Origin of the sequence: Tahibacter sp., assembly GCF_035481375.1 — a bacterium.
Classification (GTDB): domain Bacteria; phylum Pseudomonadota; class Gammaproteobacteria; order Xanthomonadales; family Rhodanobacteraceae; genus Tahibacter.
Window position 1 is genome coordinate 1 of the sequence record NZ_DATIGT010000123.1, and the last position, 19,069, is coordinate 19,069.

Here is a 19,069-nt window from a genome sequence, read left to right on the forward strand (position 1 = left end):
GTCTTCGGTTCGGACATGGCGGCTTCGCGGCAAGGTCGCGGGTCGGACGATGGTGCCGACCGTACGCGCAGACGCCGCGCGTCCGCAAGCGCGCGCAGCGGCCATGGCCTAAGATGCCGCGACGCCGACCCGACACCCGCCAGGAGCACGCCATGGACATGCCCAAGCCCGGCCCCGCCCACGCCCGTCTCGCCGTGTTCGCCGGCAACTGGGAGGGTCCCGAAGCCTTGCAGCCGTCGCCCTGGGGGCCCGGCGGACCCGCGACCGGACGCGGCGTCTATCGCGTCGTCACCGACGGCATGGCGCTGACGCAGGACTACGAGGAAGAAAAAGACGGCACGATCGTGTTTCGCGGCCATGGCGTCTTCACGATCGATCCGGAATCCGGCGACGTGCTCTGGTGGTGGTTCGACAGCATGGGCTTTCCGCCCGACGCGCCGGCGCGCGGCACCTGGGACGGCGACACGCTGACCTTCCACAAATCCACACCGCGCGGTGACGGCCGCTACGTCTATCGTCTCGAAGGCGACGAATACACGTTTTCGATCGAGAACCGTTTTCCGGGACAGGACAATTTCTGCCTGTTCATGAAGGGGCGCTATCGCCGCGTCTGAGGCGACGGGCTCTGCCGCGGACACCCTGCCCGCGTCGCCCGATTGCGTGAATCCCGTCACGCCGCGCGACGTTCCGCGGCGCCGGCGCGTTCGGATTCCGTGCAACGGCCCGTTTGAACTCGCGGACACCTTGCAACGAGGTCTGCGATGCCTCCGCTCGCTTCACGCCCGCACGTCCGTTTGCGCGCTGCGCTCGCGGCGTTGCTGCTCGGCGTTCCCCTCGCCGCATTCACGCAAACCCTGCTCGAAGGCCGCCTGATCACCGCCGGCGGCGGCCGCTCGCAGACGCCCGGCGGCTGCAGCGTCGTCACCGGCAGCCTCGGCGAACCCGCGGCCGGCCGCAGCAGCGGCGGCGCGTTCACGGTGAGCGCAGGCTTCTGGGCCGGTCCCGGCAGCGCCGATCGCGATGTCCTGTTCACCGCCGGCTTCGAGGAGTGCACGTGATGAAATTCCCGCGATTCCTTCAACATGCCCGTCTCTGCGCGCTGCTGCTCGCCGTTGCACCGGCGCTCCAGGCCGCGCCGCAACTGCCCGACTTCGTCTACCAGGGAAAGCTCGAACAGAACGGCGCGCCGGCCAACGGAAATTTCGATCTCGGCTTCGCGCTGTTCGATGCGCCGGCCGCCGGCAATCCGGTCGGCACGCCGATCTCGCTGCCGGCCTATCCCGTCGTCGACGGCATCTTCAGTACCTCGCTCGCGTTTCCGGGCGCTTTCACCGGTACGCAGCTCTATCTCGAAGTCAGCGTGAACGGCACGCCGATGCTGCCGCGCCAGCCGGTCGCGACTGCGCCAGTCGCTCAGTTCTCGCTGTCGGGCACGATCGCGCCGGGCTCGGTCGGCTCGACCGAGCTGGCGACGTTCGCGGTGACGAACAGCAAGCTCGCCGCCGACTCGGTCAGTTCGTCGAAAATCCTCGCCGGTGCGGTAGGCACGAGCGAACTCGGCAACGGCGTCGTCACGGCCGACAAGATTGCGACCGGCGCCGTCGGCGCCGCGGAAATCGCGAACGACAGCATCGCGCGCGGCAAGATCGCCGGTGGCTACAGCAACGGTGCGTTCGCCATCACGATCGGCGCCAACACCTGCGTCGATTTCAATCTGTCGATCGGCGGTGCGCAGGTCAACGACATGATCCTGTTCTCGTTCCAGCAGGGCGCGTCGGTGCCGCCGAACCTGCTGTTTCAGCCGATGCGCGTGCCGTCGGACGGGCTCGTTGCCATGCGCGGCTGCAACGTCGGCAACACGGCGCAATCGACCGGCAATCTGCCGATCTATCTGGTCACGCTGCGCTGAGCGCGTCGCGCCGGCGTGCCCGCGCAAAGCCATGATTTGCGCCCACGGGCGTCAGCGGCTCGGCCGAAGCTCGCGCCGAAAGCCGCCGACGGACTGCCGCCATGACTTCCGCACCGCCTGAGCATCCTGCCGTGCCGGCGCGATCGCGCCGGCATTTCCTTGCCGATGTCGCCGCATTCGCGATCGCCTGCGGCGTCGCGCCGCTGCTGCGCGCGGAACCGAAACTCGCGGGCGCCCGCGACGCGCGCGACTGGCTGAGCCGCGTCGATACCGTCTCGCGGAAACTTCGCGCGACGGCGATCGCGAGCGGCGACTGGCGTCGCGACATCGACGCGCTGAATGCATCCACGACACTCGCCGAATTCCTGCCGCAGCTGCAGTTCGAGCGCGCGCTGAAAGCGATGCGGCGGGCCGGCAAGGATCCGGCCAAGACCTTCGTGAAGCTCGCCGAAGTCGACGGCAGCCTGACCAAGGCAGCCTTCGCGGCCGCCTATTTCGTGTTCGCGAAGGGACAGGTCATCACGCCGCACGGCCATCGCGGCATGGTCTCGGCGCACACCGTCGTCGGCGGCCGGCTGCGCACGCGCACCTACGACCGGCTCGCGCGCGAGGGCGATGCGCTGCTGCTGAAGCCTCGCCTCGACACGCTCGCCGAACCCGGCTTCAGCGCCGCGATCAGCGCGACCGAAGGCAACGTGCACTGGTTCGTCGCCGAGACCGACGCCTCCGCAACGCTCGACGTCATCGTGCAGGACATCGACGCGAACGGCCGCGACTTCGCGATCGAACTCGTCGATCCGCTCGCCGGCAGCGCCGATGCGAACGGCACGATCCGCGCGCCGCTGATTTCGTGGGAACGGTCGGCGGCGAGGTATCAGGCGGGCTGACGGTGTGCGAGAAAAGAGTGGAAAGGAGTGAGAGATGAGTGCTGCGGAGTGAGAAACGAGAGACGGCGGTGCGCGCTCCGACTCTTTTCTCGCTGCCCGGCGCTCGCTTCTCTATTCGCCCAGCGCCGCCGCCATCTCCGCGAGCTTCGCCACGGTGTTCATGTTGCGCGCGGTGCCCGCGGCGGCCGCGGGGATCTTGAGCTTCGAATCCGCCATGCCGTCGCCGTAGTGCACGTAGATCTCGCGCGTGCCCAGCGCGATCTCCTCGCCATTGACGTGCGTCGCTTTTTTCGCGGCATCGCGTGGCGGCGGGCCGTCGAGAAAGATCGCGACCGTGCGATTCGGCGCGGCCTTCGGAAACGGATTCGCGGCGAGTACCGCGGCCATTTCCGCGGCGGTGCGCACCAGCACGCCGACCGGCTTGCCGGCGTGGTCCTGCAGCGCCGCGGCCAGCGCCTTCTGCACGGCCGCTTCGCTCTTGCGCGTCGTGAACACGACATTGCCGCTCGCGATGTAGGTCTTCACGCCGGCAAAGCCACAGGCTTCGCACATCGCCTTGAGTTCGGCCATCGGCAGCTTGCCGGTGCCGCCGACGTTGACGGCGCGCAGCAGCGCCACGAATGCGGTCATGGGAGCATGCCGATGGCGAGGGAGGCGCTGATCGTACTGGGGAGGAAGAGCGGAAACCAGAGGAACGCCGGGTTTAGCAACGAGAGAAAAGCGACAGCCGGCCAGGGCGTCCCGCGGTGCGCTTTCTCGAGCCCCTATACCCTGCCCGTCTCTAGGTATCATCGCCCCATCGTCTTGAGGCCGCCCATGTCACCGACGACCAATGCCGACTTTCTGCTCACGCATGCCGCGCCCGCGCGCATCGGACTGGCCGGCGGCAGTCACTTCATCGATCGCGGCATTCGCCAGGCGCAGCGCCTGCTCGTCGACGACCCGGCCGGCAGCGCGTGGTCGCATGCCTTCCTGTTCGGCGAGGCGCGCAGCGACGGGCATTGGTGGGTGCTCGAATCCGATCTCGACCTGCGCCACAAGCAGATCCGCCTCGGCGCGCAGGAGAACCGGCTCGCGAAATTCTTCGACGCGGCCGAGTGGCCGAATCTCGCGGTGCTCGACTTCGGCCTCGACGCGGACGCGTCGCGCGCGGTCGTCGCCGCGGCGCTCGATCTGCTCGCCGACGCGACGCGCTATTCGCTGCGCGAGATCGTCGGCACGCTGTTCGCGCTGGCGCGGCCTACGCTGCGCGAGCGCGAGAACCTGCTCGCGCGCGAGAACTCGCTGTACTGCTCGGCATTCGTGCAGCACTGCTATGCGCGCGTCGGCATCCATTTCACCGCGGGACTCAGCATCAAGAACACGACGCCGCACGACATCGCGCGCACCGCGCTGCCGCACCGCGCGTACCACCTGCTGCGCCAGGCCGGCGCGACGGCCTGAGTGCATGCCATGACCAACGACACGCACCGGCGCGCGAATCGCTCGATGCCCGATGCCGCGGTGATTCCGGTGCTGGCCTGCGCCGATGCCGCGGCCGCGGCGGACTGGCTCGTGCGCGCATTCGGCTTCGTCGAGCGGCTGCGCATCGGCACGCATCGCATCCAGCTGACGTTCGGCGACGGCGCGGTCGTGCTGGCCGCGCGCAGCGATGCGATCGAGCCGCGGGGCATCTCGCTGATGGTGCGCGTCGCCGACGTCGATGCGCACTGCGCGCACGCACGCGCGGCCGGTGCGCGCATCGTCGCCGAACCGGCGACGTTTCCTTACGGCGAACGCCAGTACAGCGCCGTGGATCCATCGGGATACCTGTGGACATTTTCCGGATCGGTCGCCGACGTCGATCCGGTCGACTGGGGCGGCGAACTGCGTTGAGTCCGCTTGAGTCGCGCGATCTTCGCGCCCAGCTTCGGAAGGAAAGGACCCGCCGCCGTACCGAGGCCGTCATGGACAACGAAACCCGCGTGCATGCGTTCTTCGACGCCTACGCGCGGCGCTTCAACGAAGCGCTGCTCGGAAAACCCGTGGATGTGCGCGGCGTCACCGATGCGTTCGCCGACTATTTCGTCGAAGCGAGTCCTGCCGGCGTGCGCGGCGGCCGCAACGGCCTCCTGTTCCGGCTGCGCGTGCCGCTGGGCTTCCGCCACTACCGCAAGATCGGAACGACGGCGATGCGCATCGCGAAGGTCACGGTCACGCCGCTCGACGACCTGCACCTGATGGCGCGCGTGCGCTGGGATTCGCGCTACCGGCGCAAGGACGGCGTCATCGAGCGCATCGAATTCGAGAACCTCTATTTCCTGCAGATGTGCAACGGCGAGCCGCGCATCTTCGCCTATGTGACCGGCGACGAAGCGGCCCTGCTCCGCGAGCACGGCATCGGCTGAGCGCTCAGGTTCCCGCGAGCGGCCAGCGGTCGACGACCTCGTGCACGCCGCGGCCGACGAGGCTGCGGATCAGCACGAATTCCTGTGCCTGCCAGCCGATGCTGTCGATCGCGATCTCGCCGAGCAGCGGGCGCGACAGATAGCGTGCGGTCACGTGCGCCTCGAAACGCGATGCGCCCGGAACGTAAAGGCCCTGCGCGTATTGCGCATGTCCGATCGCGATGCGCAGGAAGCGCAGCGTCGAGCCCGTCTGCTGCGTGCTGCGCAGCACCAGCGCGTGACTGTCGCCGCCGAGCCGGAACGTCGCGAAGCGATCGAAGCCGACCTCGACAGCGGTTGCGCGCACGGCTTGCGCCGCGCGGCGCAGCGCCGGCACCAGCGGCTCGCGCAGGCGTTCGGCGCGGCCTATGCCGCACAGCGTCACATGCAGACAACTGAACTTGACCGCGCGGCCGACGAGCCCGAGTTCGCGCGCGACGCGGTCGGCCTGCTCGACGATCAGCGCGCGCGCCGCCAGCGGCGGCTCCAGCGCAAAAAAGTAGTTCTCGTGCTCGTGGACAAAGCGCGAAATCGACGGTTGCATGATCTGCCTCACTGACGCGCGCGAGCACGAGGGGGATTTCGTGGTGGCACCCGATCACGCGCTCATGCGCTTGATCGCGGGCGGCGAATGACAGCGCCGCGGGAGCGTCGACTTTTTTCGACGTTCCATGATAACGACGCCCCCGGCTGTCGCCGTCGCCGGGTTTTGCGTCCCTTGCGCAAATCGTGCCGGCGTGCCGACGAGTCCGGCAGCCATGCGCGCGCGACGGATTCCGCATCGGCGATCGCGCACCGTCGCATGCTGCAGCGCAGCTTTCCCCATCGGACAGTGTGCGGTGCCGCGGCACTGTGGCCCACTGCGCACGCCCTGCTCCCGCCCTGAGGATAAGGTCATGCCATCGTCCGCTCGTCACGCGGCGCGCGCTCGCGCGCGCCGCGCGCTGCTCTGCGTCCTGCTCGCCGCGTCCGCGCCGCTCGCCGCGCAGACCGAAGTCACCGGATTCGGCTCGAATCCCGGCAATCTGCGCATGTTCAAGTACGTGCCCGCGGCGCTGCCGCCGGGCTCGCCGCTCGTCGTCGCGCTGCACGGCTGCTCGCAGAGCGCCGCCAGCTACGATGCGGAAACCGGCTGGCAGATGCTCGCCGACCGCTGGCACTTCGCGCTGCTGCTGCCGCAGCAGCAGAACGCGAACAATTCCGCGACCTGCTTCAACTGGTTCGAGGCCGGCGACATCGCGCGCGGCCAGGGCGAAGCGCTGTCGATCCGGCAGATGATCGATCGCATGCTCGCCGATCACGCGGGCGCGCCCTCGCGCGTCTACGTCACGGGACTGTCGGCCGGCGGCGCGATGGCCGCGGTGATGCTCGCGACCTATCCCGAGACCTTCGCCGGCGGCGCGATCGTCGCCGGCATTCCGTATCGCTGCGGCGTCGGTCAGACCGCCGCGCTGTCGTGCATGAATCCCGGCACCGACCTGACACCGGCGCAATGGGGCGACAAAGTGCGCGCCGCGAGCAGCTGGACCGGTCCGTGGCCGCCGGTGTCGATCTGGCACGGCGATGCGGATTTCACGGTGCGCCCCGCGAACCTGACCGAACTCATGCAGCAGTGGACCAACGTGCACGGCGTCGACCAGAGCGCCGACGTGTCCGACACGGTCGCGGGCCAGGCGCACAAGGTATACACCGATACTTCGGGCGTGCCGCGCGTGGAGACGTACGTGATCGCCGGCATGGGCCACGGCACGCCGGTCGATCCGGGCAGCGGCGAGACGCAGTGCGGCACGGCCGGCGCGTTCGTGCTCGACGTCAACCTCTGTTCGAGCTACTACATCGGCCGGTTCTGGGGCATCGACGATCTCGACGGCACGCCGCCGGCTGTCGCGCTGACGGCGCCCGGCGACGCAAGCGTGGTCAGCGGCACCGTCGCGCTCGCCGCTACGGCGAGCGACGACGTCGCGGTCGATCGCGTCGAGTTCCTGCTCGACAGCAGTGCGCTCGGCAGCGACGCGTCGGCGCCCTATTCGCTGAGCTGGAATGCCGCAACGACGAGCAACGGCGCGCACGTGCTGCAGGCACGCGCGTTCGACACCGCCGGCAACGTCGGCCACTCCGCGCCGGTCGGCGTGACCGTGACCGGCGGCGGGGGCGGCGGCACACCGGTCACGCTCGTCGTCGACAACGAAGACGCGAACGACGGCTACGTGAAGGCGAATGCGAGCGGCGGCAGCGCGAGCGTCGGCACGCTCGAGAGCTTCTACGGCCTCGCGATCGGCCGCGGCACCGACGGGCTGTTCAATCGCGCGCTGCTGTCGTTCGACACCTCGGCGATTCCCGACGGCGCGACGATCACCGGCGCGAGCGTCAGCGTCGCCTACCGCAGCGCGTCGGGAAATCCGTGGACGAACCCTGCCGGCAACACGCTGCTCGTCGACGCGCACGGCGGCTGCCTCGGCAACTGCGCGATCGAGGCGACCGACTGGAGCGCCGCGACGACGACGAGCGGCGTCGCCCAGATCGCCGCATTCACCGGCGGCAGCCAGACGAGCACGCTGTTCTCGGCCGCCGGACTCGGTGCGGTCAATCGCACCGGACGCACGCAGCTGCGGCTGCGCTTCAGTGCGAATCCGACGTCGACGAACTACGTCTGGATCGACCGGGGCGCCTCCGCAACGCTCAGCGTCACGTATCTGCCGTAAGGCCGTAAGGCGTCAGTGCGCCGCTGCCGACCGCAGCGGCGCCGTCAGACGAGGTCGTAGTGGCCGAGCGTCTGCTCGTGCTCGGCCAGCCCTTCGCAGGCGCGGTCGAGCGCGGCATAGCGTTCCGCGAACCGCGCGCGGAACGCCTCGTGCGCGGCCTCGTCGCGCCAGCGATCGATCGTCAGATAGCGGCCGGCCTGCGCGCGATCGGCGAGCAGGCTCGTGCCGAGATAGCCGTCGGCCTGCGCGAACAGCGCAACCCACGGACCGTCCGGACCGTAGACGCGTTCGAACTCCGCGCGCCGCGCTTCGGCGACGCGAAATGCCCAGACGTAGGCATAGCCGCGCACGGCTCAGCCGATCAGCGCGAGCGCCGAGCCCGAAAACGGAACGACCGAGACGTAGTCCTTCGGCGCGTGCGGCAGCGGCGACGCCGCGGCCGTGCCGAACTGCGTGATGCCCTTGCCGATCTGATAGCGCAGATCGTAGCGGCGGCCGGCGAATTCGAACGGATTGCTGATCAGCAGCCGCGCGGAAAATACGTTCGATGCGACGACGGGCACTTCGCCGCCGCCGGTCTTCGCCTCGACCATCGTCCCGACGACGGCGCTGATGCGCTGGAACGTCGCGATGCACTGGCCGCGCGCGAAACTCTGCGGATCGTCGAAGTCGGCCTCGGGGCTGTCCTGCAGATACACCGCGAAATCGCCGACCGGATCCACGCTGAGCTTCAGCGTGCCGTTGTGGGCGCTGCGTGCCTTGAACGGGACCGCCGCAAACGTGAAGTGCGCAGTCTTCTCGCTCGGCTTTTTCCCGCCGAACAGGTCGGCCTCGATGCCGGCCAGATGCAGGAAGTAACCATAGTCGGCCAGCGTTTCGTCGGACTTCACATAGAAGCGGCCGGTCACGTACCAGGCCAGCTCGCCGGGCAGCAGCAGGGACATTCGACACCTCGAGTGCGGGATGAGCAGGCTCGGCAATGTCGGGCAATCGACGCGGCGACGCAAGCACCGTGTCCGCATTGAAAGTGCAGCGACCGGCGGATCAAGATAGCGGCCCCCGACCCGGAGCCCGCCCATGTACGGATTGATCGGAAAGTTCGTCGCCGTCGCCGGTCAGCGCGACACGCTGATCGCCCTCATGCTCGACTGCATAGACGACATGCCCGGCTGCCTCAGCTATGTCGTCGCGACCGATCCCAAAGACGCCGACGCGGTCTGGATCACCGAGGTCTGGACCGACGAGGCAAGCCACAAGGCGTCGCTGTCGCTGCCGGCGGTGCAGGAAACCATCAAGAAGGCGATGCCGCTGATCGCGAGCTTCGGCGAAGGCACGCAGACGGTGCCGGTCGGCGGTTACGGACTGCGCGCGCCGGGCGGCTGATTCGTGTCGGATGCGGCGGCCGACGCATCGGCGACGTCGCGTTCGGCCGACAGTCGCTGCAGCAGCGCGGCGACGCGCCGGTCGGCGTCGCGGTCGGGCGGATCGAGTCCCTGGCTGCGGCGCCAGGCGCGGACGATTTCCACCGCGTCCGCGTCCATCGTCACGCGCAATGCCGTGCCCGCTGCTGCCGATTGCGCGCCGGCCGAGCCGGCCGCGAAAACGGCTGCGACCGCCAACGCCACACGCACGACGACAGCACCACGGCCACGCATGCCGTACCTCCTCCCGCGCACGCGGCCGAGACCGCGCTGACTTCGCCGGAATCGATAAAACCCCGCAATTTCGCGCCGTTACGGCGCAAAATTATCTACACTTTCACCACTACACACGGCTACATCCTAGCGCGATCGCGACGGCCGTGCGCGCGCGAAACGACGATCATCAAGTTCCTGAACGACGAAACCGCGCGTTTCGCAAAAAGCCGCCGCCGCGGCCGCCGCGTCTTCACGCGACCTTCGCGACGCGGCCGCTTCCGCGCGCGTTTTCGCACAGGATTTTCCCTGCATGACGTGATGGACTTGCCGGCTTCAACCGCAGCGGCTTCGCCGCGACGCTGAACGGACTCGCCCTGCCCGGAGTGCACCATGTCCGCACGTTCCGCCGTCCGCCGCCGCCTCGCCATCGCCGTCGCGATCGCCGCCGCCCTGTTCAGCAGCGCGAGCGTCGCCGCCGCGCTGCTCGATCGGGAGATCCGCGACGCGCTCGCCGGCGCGCTGCCCGGCGACAAGCTCAGCGTCGTCGTCAGCTTCGCCAACGCGAGCGGTCCGCTGACCGCGTCGCAGAACAATCTCCTGCGCGCCATCGGGATCCGCCAGGCGCTGACGTTCCGCAGCCTGCCGATCGCCGGCGCGCTCGCGACGCCGGCGCAGATCCGCGCACTCGCCGCGCGCGACGACGTGCTCTCGATCTATGCGAACCGCGATCTGCGCTATTTCAACGCCGAGGCGCGCCAGCTCACGCGCGTCGCCGAAGCCCAGGCCAGTCCCGGCGACTTCGGCCAGGCCCTGCCCTACATCGGCCGCGGCGTGACCGCCGTCATCAACGACTCCGGCATCGACGCGACCCATGCCGACCTCGCCTATGGCAGCCATGTCGTGCAGAACGTGCAGGCGCTGACCAACCTCAACAGCCTCGTCGCGGCCCTGCCGGTGACCTACATCGAGAACCAGGTCGACACCGACATCAGCTCGGGCCACGGCACGCACTGCGCCGGCAGCTTCGGCGGCAGCGGCGCGCGCTCGGGCGGCCGGTACGCCGGGGTTGCGCCGGGTGCGTCGATCGTCGGCTACGGATCCGGCGCGGTCATCAGCATTCTCGATGCGATCGGCGGTTTCGACTATGCGATCCACAACAAGTACCGCTTCGGCGCGCCGATCCGCGTGATCTCGAATTCCTGGGGCACGTCGGGCGATTTCGAGCCGCTCGACCCGGTGAATCTCGCGAGTTACGCCGCGTACAAGCACGACATCGTCGTGCTGTTCGCCGCCGGCAACGACGGCCCCGGCGCCGACACGCACAACCCCTACGCGCAGGCGCCGTGGGTCATTTCCGTCGCGGCCGGCACCAAGGATCCGGCGCTCGCGCTGGCCGACTTTTCCTCGCGCGGCAATCCCGGCGAAAGCGGCAGCTTCACGATGCCCGACGGCCAGAACTGGACTTACGTCAACGCGCCGACCGTCGTCGCGCCGGGCGTGGACATCGTCTCGACACGCGCGCTGACCGGACTGCTGCCGGTGCTCGCGCTGCCGCAGGACCTGTCGCTCACGCCGCAACATGTACCGTTCTATACCCACATGAGCGGCACCTCGATGGCCACGCCGCACGCGGCCGGCGTCGTCGCGCTGCTGCTCGAAGCGAACCCGACGCTGCTGCCGGCCGACGTCAGGAAAGCGCTGCAACTCGGCGCGGTGCCGATGAGCGGCCATGCGGGCTGGGAAGTCGGCGCCGGGTATCTGGACGCCTATGCGGCCCTGCAGATCGTGACGCAGTGAGGAGCCGGGAATCGGGAATGGGGAGTCGGGAATCGTCAAGGCGGAGCGGCATTCGCTTTACGATTCCGGGCCCGAAGCGCTTACGATTCCCGATTCCCGCCTCTCGGTGTCGCCCTCACATGGACCTCGACCGCCGCACTGCCCTGCTCGAACAGCTTCGCCCGTTCGGCCTCGACGCCTCGCCGCCGCGCGCAGGACTCGCCTTGCCGCTCGTGACGCTCGATGACTTCTTCATCGGCAACGACGATGCGCGCAGCATCGGTCCGCAGATCGGCGCCGCACATCCGGGCGTCGCGGCGATCCATGCACTGCTGCAGTCGATCGCCGCGCGCGACGACGTCGATGCCGTGCTCGTGCAGGCGGCTGACGCGCAGTGGGCTTACGATTCCGACGACGAGTGGGTCGCGGCGAACTGCGTCGTCATCGTCACGTGCGCGGACGCGAGCGACATCGCGCTGTGGCGCCAGCAGCTCGGCTGCACCGCGCTCGCGAAAGGCCTGCCCGAACCGATGGCGCCGAACGCACCGTCGCTGCGCGACGACCAGACGGCATGGCACCTGGTCTGGACCTGAGCCACAACGTAGGGCGCAATAACCGAAGGGCATTGCGCCGTCTCGCAGCCGTCGCGCGCACCAACAAAAAGCAGACACACCGCGCCTTTCGCCAACGATCCAAACGGTGAGGCCGGCAACGGACTCGGCGCAATGCCCTTCGGTTATTGCGCCCTACGTGCGGCGACGTCAGACGTGAGACGGCGCAATGCCCTTCGCTTATTGCGCCCTCGTTTCGCCGTGGCCATCGACGCGGGCTTTCATTGCATCGCCGCAACCCGCTCAGCTTCGAGCCTGCGGCGCAGGTAGTCGTCGCGACTGAGTCCGTCGGGGATCTGCGCCATCGCCATGACTTCGGCGACGATCGCGGACTCGCGCGTCTTGTAGCGCTGGAACGCCGAATCGCTCGCCTGCTGCGCGAGCCAGCGCGCTTCGCGCTGCTGTCCGTCGCTTTCGTAGCGCGCGACGATCGCCGCGACGCCGTCCGCGCGTTCCGCCGGCGTCGCGGCAGTTGCGTCGACGAGGCCGATACGCAGCGTCATCGCTTCGCCGGCCGACAGCATGCGACGCTGTTCGTAGACGTCGATGTCCGCAGCGAGCGCTCTCGCCTCGTGCTCCCGTGCGGCCGCGTCGAGCGCAGCGGCCTGCGCGAAGAACGCCCGCGCACGCGATTGAAAGTGTTCGCGCGCGAAATGCGCCTGCGCTTCGGGCGTGACGAGCAGCGCGGCATCGACGGTCGGCGCGAATTCCGGCGCCGCCGCTCGCGCAGCCGCGGCCGGCGCAGCGCCGGCTGCCGGCGCAGGCGTCGACGGCGCATCGACGCGCCGCGAGTCGTACGAAACGGCCGTGAGCGCAAGCGCCACGCCGGCCGCGACGCCGACGGCGCGACGATGCTTCACGATCGATGGAACGAAACGAGCACGCATCACGGACCTCCTGGACTCGGCGACTCTCGAAACCGTCGCAACGGCGGTTCTTCAGATTCCCGGAAAGGGACGCTGCGATACGCAGCGTCCCGCCGTGGCGCTCAGAGCAGCTGGTCGATGGTCCAGTACAGCAGGTTGAAGGGTTTGGCGCGATCCGCCGCGTCGCTCGCCTCGCTCGCATCAATGACCGCGCCGCTGCCGTCGAGCACGCTGTCGACGAACTGCTTGAGTTCGAATCCGCGATCCTGCACGTCGCCGTTCTTCAGATCGACGATCGTCGTGCAGTGGCTTTCGTTGAGCGCGCGGAACTGCGGGAAATAGCCGCCGAAGTTCGCGAGTCCGTTCAACGTCGTGCGCAGCCGGCCGGTGTCGATATCCCACTTCGCATGCACGAGCGCTTCCTTGGTCGCCTGGTCGGGCGCGTTGCCGATGTCGGGATAGAAGCGCTCATACGAATAGCCTGAGAAATTGAGATCTTTCCAGAAATGCGTATGGCCGAACCGGTCGTTCGGGAACTTCGCCGACAGGGCCGCGTAGAGGGAGCCGAGGTTGGTCGTGCTGAGCAGCGGCAGATTCGCGGCGAGATACGACACCGGCCCGCCCGCGGCGTCGAGCCCCCACGCGCTGCGGATCAGCACCGTCAGCGGTACCGACGGATATTGCGCCGGGCTCGCGCCGGTCGGCGCACTGAACACCGGCCCGGAATCGTCGAGCAGGAAGCCGCGGTCGGGCGCGAGGTCGCGGCGCAGCGCGGCGTAGCTCGTCAGACTGCCGGCGCCGCCGGCGCTGCACCCGGTCGAGAGCATCTGCGTCGGACGCGGCAGGTTGTCCTTGAGCCACGACACGACGGCGCGCACGTTGCGCACGCCGTTGTGGTGCCAGACCAGCGGCGGATTCGCGCCGGTCGGGTCGGGATAGATCGCGACCTTGTCGCCGCTGTAGATGTCGCCGGTGCAATACGGCACATAGATCATGTTCCAGTTCTGCGTCTTCACCGCGTCGAACGGGCTCACGCGCGTGACGAACGGGCTGACGAGGCTCGCGCCCGGGTTGAGCAGGCCCATGTAGTCGTCGGGGATGCCGTTCGGATTGCGCGCGCCGCGCACGCCGGTCTGGCCGGTGCAGCTCGGGTAGTCCCAGCACGCGCCGCCGCCTTCCATGTAGACGATGGTGTTGCGCGTGTTCGCGACGCGGTTGACGAAGAACTTGTACGGCGAGCCGTTGCCGCAGACCGCGCCGGTCTGCGGCGCGAGCCGGATGGTCTGCCATTCGCCGTAGGCGCCGGGCCGGAAGCCGTCGCCGAAGCCCGCGGGATTGGACAGCAGCGGATACTGGCCGCTGCGCTGCGCCGCGGTCACCGGATTGTCGGCGCGCGGCGGCGAAACGAGGTTGGCGAGCGTCTGCCAGAACGTGTAGTCGCCAGGTTCGGCGCGCGCGGGCGTCGCGGATGCCGCGACGGCGAGGCCGAACGCGCCGACGAAAACGTTGAGCGTGTGCATGGTCACTGCCTCCAGGGAAAGGACAACGACGACGGATGCGAAACCGCTCCGCGGCGGGCGCGGAGCGAGGCGAGTCTTGGATGCGAGCGCAGCGCCAGCGAGGGCCGCAGCGGCTATGCGAGGGGGGAAATGCGGACAAGCGCACGGGCGGGCGCGGTTGTGGACAATGCTGCGCAGCACCAAACCGGCGCGGGCAGAAAGTGGAAACGAGTGAACAGGAGCGAGAAAAGAGTGACTGCGGAAGTTCGCCGCGTGCTCACTCGTTTCTCACTCCCTTCACTCGTTCCTGCCCTACGCCTCGCGCAATTCCGTCGGCGTGCGCCCGGTCCAGCGCTTGAACGCGCGGCGGAATTCGCGCACGTCGCCGAAACCGACCTGGGTGCCGACTTCGGCGACGGTCAGGCGGCGGTCGCGCAGCAGTTCGATCGCGCGTTCGCAGCGCACGCGGTCGTGGATCGTCGTGAAGCTCTCGCCCTCGCCGGCGAGCTGGCGGCGCAGCGTGCGTTCGCTGCGATACAGCGACACGGCGACGTCGAGCAGCCGCGGATTCTGCGCGATGCGCTGGCGCAGCTGACGCTCGACCGCGGCAACGGTTTCGCTGCGCGCGGCGGGCATCGCTTCCAGTTCGCGCAGCAGCGCGGCGAGCGCCTGGCGCGCGGTGACCGGGTTGTAGTTCGGAAACGGATGATCGAGCGTCTGCGCGTCGACGACGAGGCAGTTGTGCGTGCTGCCGAAGCGCAGCTCGCAGCGGAACAGCGCGCGGTATTCCTCGACGTGCGCGGGCTCGGCATACGCCAGTTCGAGCCGCAGCGGTTTCAACGCCACGCCGGCGAGTTCGCGGCCGACCGCGAGCACGCTCGAGAACATTTCCTCGCAGAGAAACGGCAGCACCACGGGATCGTCGACCGGCGCGCGCGCGAACAGCGCGATCTCGCCGGCTGCGAACGTCTGCACTTCGAGATCGAGCAGCGTTCCGGTCGCGCGCTGGTAGGTGATGCCGAGCGCGATCGCGTCGCCGAAGCTGCGCGCCGTCTTCATCGCGAGGCCGAGCAGGCCGAAGTTGCCGATGTCCTGGTGGCGTCCGATCAGAAGACCGAGCGCCGGGTCGGCCATGGCACCGATCGCGCGGCGGATGATGGCCACGGCCTGGCGGTACGACACCCTCGCGCTCGGGTCGCAGATGTCGTTCGGGCTCAGGGCGAAGCCGGCGAACCAGGCGCTCGCATCGACGCCGCGCTCCTGCGCGATCTGCACGAGACCGCTCAGGATATTGGTCGGCAGTACCGCTGCGGAGAACCGCGGATCGTCGATCGCATTGTGCGTGGCCGCCATCGTTGCCTGTCGTCGCCTGGCCGTTTTGCCCCCCCAAGTATGCCGTTGCGGCCCTCACTTGTGATGCGGCGACCGCACAAGACTTCCTCGATCCCCGGCCCGGAGCCCGTCATGCGTCAATGTATACCCACGATCGCGTTCGCCCTGCTGCTGGCCGGCTGCGGCGAGGCGACGCCGCCTGCGCCGGCGGCCGACACGGCCTATGCGCCGAAGCTGCAGCAGCAGCTGCTCGACGCGAAGCCGGGCGACGTGATCGAGATTCCCGCGGGCCGCTTCGCGTTCGACCGCAGCCTGACGCTGCGCGCGAGCGGCATCACGATCCGCGGCGCGGGCATGGACAAGAGCGTGCTGACGTTCAAGGGGCAGAAGGCCGGCGCCGAAGGGCTGCTCGTCAACGGCGACGATTTCACGATCGAGAATCTGACGATCGAGGACTCCAAGGGCGACGGCCTGAAGATCAGCGAATCGAAGAACGTGACGATCCGCGCGGTCAAGGTGCAGTGGACCGGCGGGCCGAGCACGAAGAACGGTGCCTACGGGCTCTATCCGGTCAAGACCACGAACGTGCTGATCGAGGACTGCGTCGCGATCGCGGCGTCGGACGCGGGCATCTACGTCGGCCAGTCGCGCGACGTGATCGTGCGGCGCAGCCGCGCCGAGTTCAACGTGGCCGGCATCGAGATCGAGAACACGATCAGCGCCGACGTCTACGACAACGTCGCGACGAACAATACCGGCGGCATCCTCGTGTTCAACATGCCGGCGCTGTCGCAGCAAGGCGGCCGGATCCGCGTCTACAAGAATCGCATCGTCGGCAACAACACCGGCAACTTCGGCGCGAAGGGCACGCCGGTCGCGAGCGTGCCGGCCGGCTCGGGCATGCTCGTCAATTCCAACGACGACGTGGAGATCTTCGACAACGACATCGCCGACAACGCGACCGCGAACATCATCGTGTCGAGCGTCTATTCGACGGGCTACAAGGACAGCAGCATGGCCGAGGGCTTCGATCCGTATCCTGAGCGCATCTACGTCTACGGCAATCGCCTCAAGGGCGGCGGCGACTCGCCCGACGGGCTCGACCTCAAGGCGCTCAGGGTCGCCGCGGTCGGCCTCACCGGCAGCTTTCCCGACGTGCTCTGGGACGGCTATTTCAACGCCAGGCGCGTCGTCGACGGCCAGCCGGCCGCTGGTCCGCAGATCTGTCTCGACAACGTCTCGGGTGTCGTCAACGCCGACGGCCCGAACGGCTACGACAATCCGAACAGCGACATGACGCCGTTCCGCTGCAGCCTGCCGAAGCTGCCCGCGGTCGACCTGCGCCGGGGCTGACATGCGCAGGACCGCGCTGCGGGTCGCGGCGCTGACGCTGCTGTGCCTCGTGCTCGCCGCGTGCGCGCGCACGCCGCCGCCGGTGCGCTTCTTCGCCGAGGGCATGCCGGCGAAACTGTCGGAATGGCATCTGCTCGCGAGCGACGGCCGCACGCTGTCGCTCAACGCACGCGTGCTGCCGTTCGATCTGAACACGCCGCTGTTCAGCGACTACGCGCACAAGCTGCGCACGGTCTGGATGCCGCCCGGCGTCAGCGCGACGTACGCCCCGGAAACCGCATTCGACTTTCCGGTCGGCACGGTGATCAGCAAGACCTTCTATTTCCCGCTGCCCGACGGCGGCTGGGACGGCCGGCGCGTCGCGCGCAGCGACCCGGCCGCACCGAGCCTCGCCGGCGAGACGCTCGACCTGCGCCGCGTGCGGCTGATCGAGACGCGGCTGCTCGTGCGCCGCGAATCGGGCTGGATCGCGTTTCCCTACGTCTGGGACGACGACCAGCGCGACGCGACCTTGCAGCGCATCGGCGCGCTCGTGCCGCTCGATCTCGTCGACGCATCCGGCGCGTCGGAAGAACTCGCGTATCAGGTGCCCGACCAGAACCAGTGCGCGAGCTGCCACAACACCGACAACCTCGCGCGCACATTGCAGCCGATCGGGCCGAAGGCGCGCCATCTGAATCGCGATTTCGACTATGCGGGCGGACGCGCGAATCAACTGGAAAAACTCACCGCCGCCGGCTATCTGAGCGGCGCGCCGGCCGCGGCATCCGCACCGCGCGCTGCCGACGCGCGCGACGCGCAGGCCGACATCGCCGCACGTGCGCGCGCCTATCTCGACATCAACTGCGGCCACTGTCACAGCGCGAAGGGACCGGCCAACACCTCGGGCCTGTTCCTCGACGTCGCGCACGAACCCGGCATCCATTTCGGCATCTGCAAGCAGCCGGTCGCCGCGGGCAAAGGCACCGGCAACCGGCTCTACGACATCAAGCCCGGCGATGCCGCCGGCTCGGTACTGCTGTATCGCATGGAGAGCACCGACCCGGCCGTGATGATGCCGGAGCTCGGACGATCGGTCGCGCACCGGGAGGGCGCGCGGCTGGTAGGGGAATGGATTGATTCGCTGCGAGGGAGCTGCGAGTGAGAGTGACGAGTGGAGAGGAGCGAGAAACGAGTGCGGGCTGAGCGGGGACGCGTTTGCTCGTTCTCGCTCGTCTCTACTCATTTCTCCACATGACAACAACGCGACAACCCATACTGCCCCGGGGAGCTTCCATGAAATTAACGCGCCGCCAGCTCGTTGCCAGCCTGCGTCAGGCCCTGCTCGTTTCCGCCGTCGCCGCGGCATTGCCGGCGGCGGCGCAACCCACCGACGCCGAGGACAGCCGCCTCGAACCCGTCGTCGTCACGGCGCAGAGCCGCGAGCAGGAACTGCAGGAGGTGCCGATCGCGATCCAGGTCGTCGATGAAAAACTCATCGAGCAGACCACGGCCTACGACATCCAGGATCTCGACACTTTCGTGCCGGGCCTCGTCGTCAGCGGCCAGAAGACCCAGCCGTATTTCGCGATTCGCGGCATCAGCACCGGCGACTTCGGCATCGGCACGGATCCCGCGGTCGGCGTCTACGTCGACGGCGTCTACTCGGCGCGCTCGGGCGGCTCGGTGCTCGCGTTCAACGACGTCGAGCGCATCGAGGTGCTGAAGGGACCGCAGGGCACGCTGTTCGGCCGCAACAGCGCGGCCGGCGCGGTGTCGCTGATCAGCAAGCAGCCGGGCCGCGAACTCGAAGGCCGTGTGACGACGCGCTTCGGCAGCGACGGCCAGCGCTACCTGGACGGCCTGATCAACACGCCGCTCGGGGAAACCACGGCGCTGCGCATCAGCGCGCTGCGCAACGAATCCGACGGCTGGCTGCGCGATGCGGCGACCGGGCGCGATCTCAACGGCGAGGACAACTGGGCGACGCGTGCGGCGTTCCGCTGGGACGTCGGCAGCGCGACGAATGCGGTGCTGACCTGGGACCACGAACGCCTCGACCAGCTCGCGCGGCCGGCGATCGGCATCGTGC

General features: G+C 68.7%; 22 protein-coding genes. 14 read left to right on the forward strand and 8 right to left on the reverse strand.

Annotated elements, in window-relative coordinates; all coding sequences use genetic code 11:
• The first annotated feature begins 152 nt into the window (after positions 1–152).
• From VLF18_RS08100 to VLF18_RS08115, 4 genes are all read left to right on the forward strand, one after another.
• A complete protein-coding gene (locus tag VLF18_RS08100) occupies positions 153–614 on the forward strand; it encodes a DUF1579 family protein (RefSeq protein WP_325279118.1) in 462 nt (153 codons plus the stop codon).
• A gap of 147 nt (positions 615–761) precedes the next feature.
• On the forward strand, positions 762–1,058 hold the full coding sequence (locus VLF18_RS08105; RefSeq protein WP_325279119.1) for a hypothetical protein: 297 nt from the start codon (positions 762–764) through the stop codon (positions 1,056–1,058).
• On the forward strand, positions 1,058–1,909 hold the full coding sequence (locus VLF18_RS08110) for a hypothetical protein (RefSeq protein ID WP_325279120.1): 852 nt from the start codon (positions 1,058–1,060) through the stop codon (positions 1,907–1,909). Before VLF18_RS08105 ends, VLF18_RS08110 begins: the two co-directional genes overlap by 1 nt.
• Before the next feature lie 101 nt (positions 1,910–2,010).
• Complete coding sequence (locus VLF18_RS08115) at positions 2,011–2,796, forward strand: hypothetical protein (protein WP_325279121.1); 786 nt, start codon at positions 2,011–2,013, stop codon at positions 2,794–2,796.
• A gap of 111 nt (positions 2,797–2,907) precedes the next feature.
• On the opposite strand, the gene VLF18_RS08120 is transcribed toward VLF18_RS08115, so the two are convergent.
• A complete protein-coding gene (locus VLF18_RS08120) occupies positions 2,908–3,426 on the reverse strand; it encodes a DUF1697 domain-containing protein (RefSeq protein WP_325279122.1) in 519 nt (172 codons plus the stop codon).
• Positions 3,427–3,612: 186 nt separating this feature from the next.
• Between VLF18_RS08120 and VLF18_RS08125 the strand changes: the two genes are divergently transcribed.
• The 3 genes from VLF18_RS08125 to VLF18_RS08135 all read left to right on the forward strand — a co-directional run bounded on the left by VLF18_RS08125 (position 3,613) and on the right by VLF18_RS08135 (position 5,183).
• Positions 3,613–4,239 carry a hypothetical protein gene (locus tag VLF18_RS08125; protein ID WP_325279123.1) on the forward strand — a complete coding sequence of 209 codons (627 nt, stop codon included), beginning with the start codon at positions 3,613–3,615 and terminating at the stop codon, positions 4,237–4,239.
• A 9-nt stretch (positions 4,240–4,248) separates the two neighbouring features.
• Positions 4,249–4,671, forward strand: coding sequence for a VOC family protein (locus VLF18_RS08130; protein WP_325279124.1), 423 nt, complete (start codon positions 4,249–4,251; stop codon positions 4,669–4,671).
• Positions 4,672–4,742: 71 nt separating this feature from the next.
• Positions 4,743–5,183 (forward strand): hypothetical protein, encoded by a 441-nt coding sequence (locus VLF18_RS08135; protein ID WP_325279125.1) that lies wholly within the window; start codon positions 4,743–4,745, stop codon positions 5,181–5,183.
• A 4-nt stretch (positions 5,184–5,187) separates the two neighbouring features.
• Here the strand turns inward: VLF18_RS08135 and VLF18_RS08140 are convergent, their stop codons facing one another.
• Positions 5,188–5,766, reverse strand: a complete 579-nt coding sequence (locus VLF18_RS08140; protein ID WP_325279126.1) for a 2'-5' RNA ligase family protein — start codon at positions 5,764–5,766, stop codon at positions 5,188–5,190.
• A 352-nt stretch (positions 5,767–6,118) separates the two neighbouring features.
• On the opposite strand from VLF18_RS08140, the gene VLF18_RS08145 reads away from it, so the two are divergent.
• On the forward strand, positions 6,119–7,924 hold the full coding sequence (locus VLF18_RS08145) for a PHB depolymerase family esterase (RefSeq protein ID WP_325279127.1): 1,806 nt from the start codon (positions 6,119–6,121) through the stop codon (positions 7,922–7,924).
• Positions 7,925–7,968: 44 nt separating this feature from the next.
• Here VLF18_RS08145 and VLF18_RS08150 read toward each other — a convergent pair whose 3' ends face one another.
• Both VLF18_RS08150 and VLF18_RS08155 read right to left on the reverse strand, forming a co-directional pair.
• Positions 7,969–8,274 (reverse strand): antibiotic biosynthesis monooxygenase family protein, encoded by a 306-nt coding sequence (locus VLF18_RS08150; RefSeq protein ID WP_325279128.1) that lies wholly within the window; start codon positions 8,272–8,274, stop codon positions 7,969–7,971.
• Between the two features lie 3 nt (positions 8,275–8,277).
• Positions 8,278–8,868, reverse strand: a complete 591-nt coding sequence (locus tag VLF18_RS08155) for a hypothetical protein (protein WP_325279129.1) — start codon at positions 8,866–8,868, stop codon at positions 8,278–8,280.
• Between the two features lie 133 nt (positions 8,869–9,001).
• On the opposite strand from VLF18_RS08155, the gene VLF18_RS08160 reads away from it, so the two are divergent.
• Positions 9,002–9,307 carry a putative quinol monooxygenase gene (locus tag VLF18_RS08160; protein ID WP_325279130.1) on the forward strand — a complete coding sequence of 102 codons (306 nt, stop codon included), beginning with the start codon at positions 9,002–9,004 and terminating at the stop codon, positions 9,305–9,307.
• Here the strand turns inward: VLF18_RS08160 and VLF18_RS08165 are convergent.
• The gene (locus tag VLF18_RS08165) at positions 9,280–9,579 is read right to left on the reverse strand and encodes a hypothetical protein (protein WP_325279131.1); all 300 of its coding nucleotides are present in this window, start codon (positions 9,577–9,579) and stop codon (positions 9,280–9,282) included. The two genes, VLF18_RS08160 and VLF18_RS08165, sit on opposite strands and share 28 nt — an antisense overlap.
• 372 nt (positions 9,580–9,951) lie before the next feature.
• On the opposite strand from VLF18_RS08165, the gene VLF18_RS08170 reads away from it, so the two are divergent.
• On the forward strand, positions 9,952–11,358 hold the full coding sequence (locus VLF18_RS08170) for a S8 family serine peptidase (protein ID WP_325279132.1): 1,407 nt from the start codon (positions 9,952–9,954) through the stop codon (positions 11,356–11,358).
• Between the two features lie 119 nt (positions 11,359–11,477).
• Positions 11,478–11,930 carry a hypothetical protein gene (locus VLF18_RS08175; protein ID WP_325279133.1) on the forward strand — a complete coding sequence of 151 codons (453 nt, stop codon included), beginning with the start codon at positions 11,478–11,480 and terminating at the stop codon, positions 11,928–11,930.
• Positions 11,931–12,169: 239 nt separating this feature from the next.
• Here VLF18_RS08175 and VLF18_RS08180 read toward each other — a convergent pair whose 3' ends face one another.
• From VLF18_RS08180 to VLF18_RS08190, 3 genes are all read right to left on the reverse strand, one after another.
• Positions 12,170–12,835 carry a hypothetical protein gene (locus tag VLF18_RS08180; protein WP_325279134.1) on the reverse strand — a complete coding sequence of 222 codons (666 nt, stop codon included), beginning with the start codon at positions 12,833–12,835 and terminating at the stop codon, positions 12,170–12,172.
• Between the two features lie 101 nt (positions 12,836–12,936).
• Positions 12,937–14,334: a pectin acetylesterase-family hydrolase gene (locus VLF18_RS08185; protein WP_325279135.1), complete on the reverse strand. Its 1,398-nt coding sequence runs from the start codon at positions 14,332–14,334 to the stop codon at positions 12,937–12,939.
• 291 nt (positions 14,335–14,625) lie between these two features.
• On the reverse strand, positions 14,626–15,666 hold the full coding sequence (locus VLF18_RS08190) for an AraC family transcriptional regulator (protein WP_325279136.1): 1,041 nt from the start codon (positions 15,664–15,666) through the stop codon (positions 14,626–14,628).
• A gap of 111 nt (positions 15,667–15,777) precedes the next feature.
• On the opposite strand from VLF18_RS08190, the gene VLF18_RS08195 reads away from it, so the two are divergent.
• The 3 genes from VLF18_RS08195 to VLF18_RS08205 all read left to right on the forward strand — a co-directional run.
• Positions 15,778–16,998, forward strand: coding sequence for a parallel beta-helix domain-containing protein (locus tag VLF18_RS08195; RefSeq protein WP_325279137.1), 1,221 nt, complete (start codon positions 15,778–15,780; stop codon positions 16,996–16,998).
• Between the two features lies 1 nt (position 16,999).
• Entirely contained in the window at positions 17,000–18,142 is a 1,143-nt protein-coding gene (locus VLF18_RS08200) for an SO2930 family diheme c-type cytochrome (RefSeq protein ID WP_325279138.1), read from the forward strand.
• A gap of 131 nt (positions 18,143–18,273) precedes the next feature.
• Positions 18,274–19,069, forward strand: a 796-nt coding sequence (locus tag VLF18_RS08205; RefSeq protein WP_325279139.1) for a TonB-dependent receptor, incomplete at its 3' end; no start/stop codon positions are given.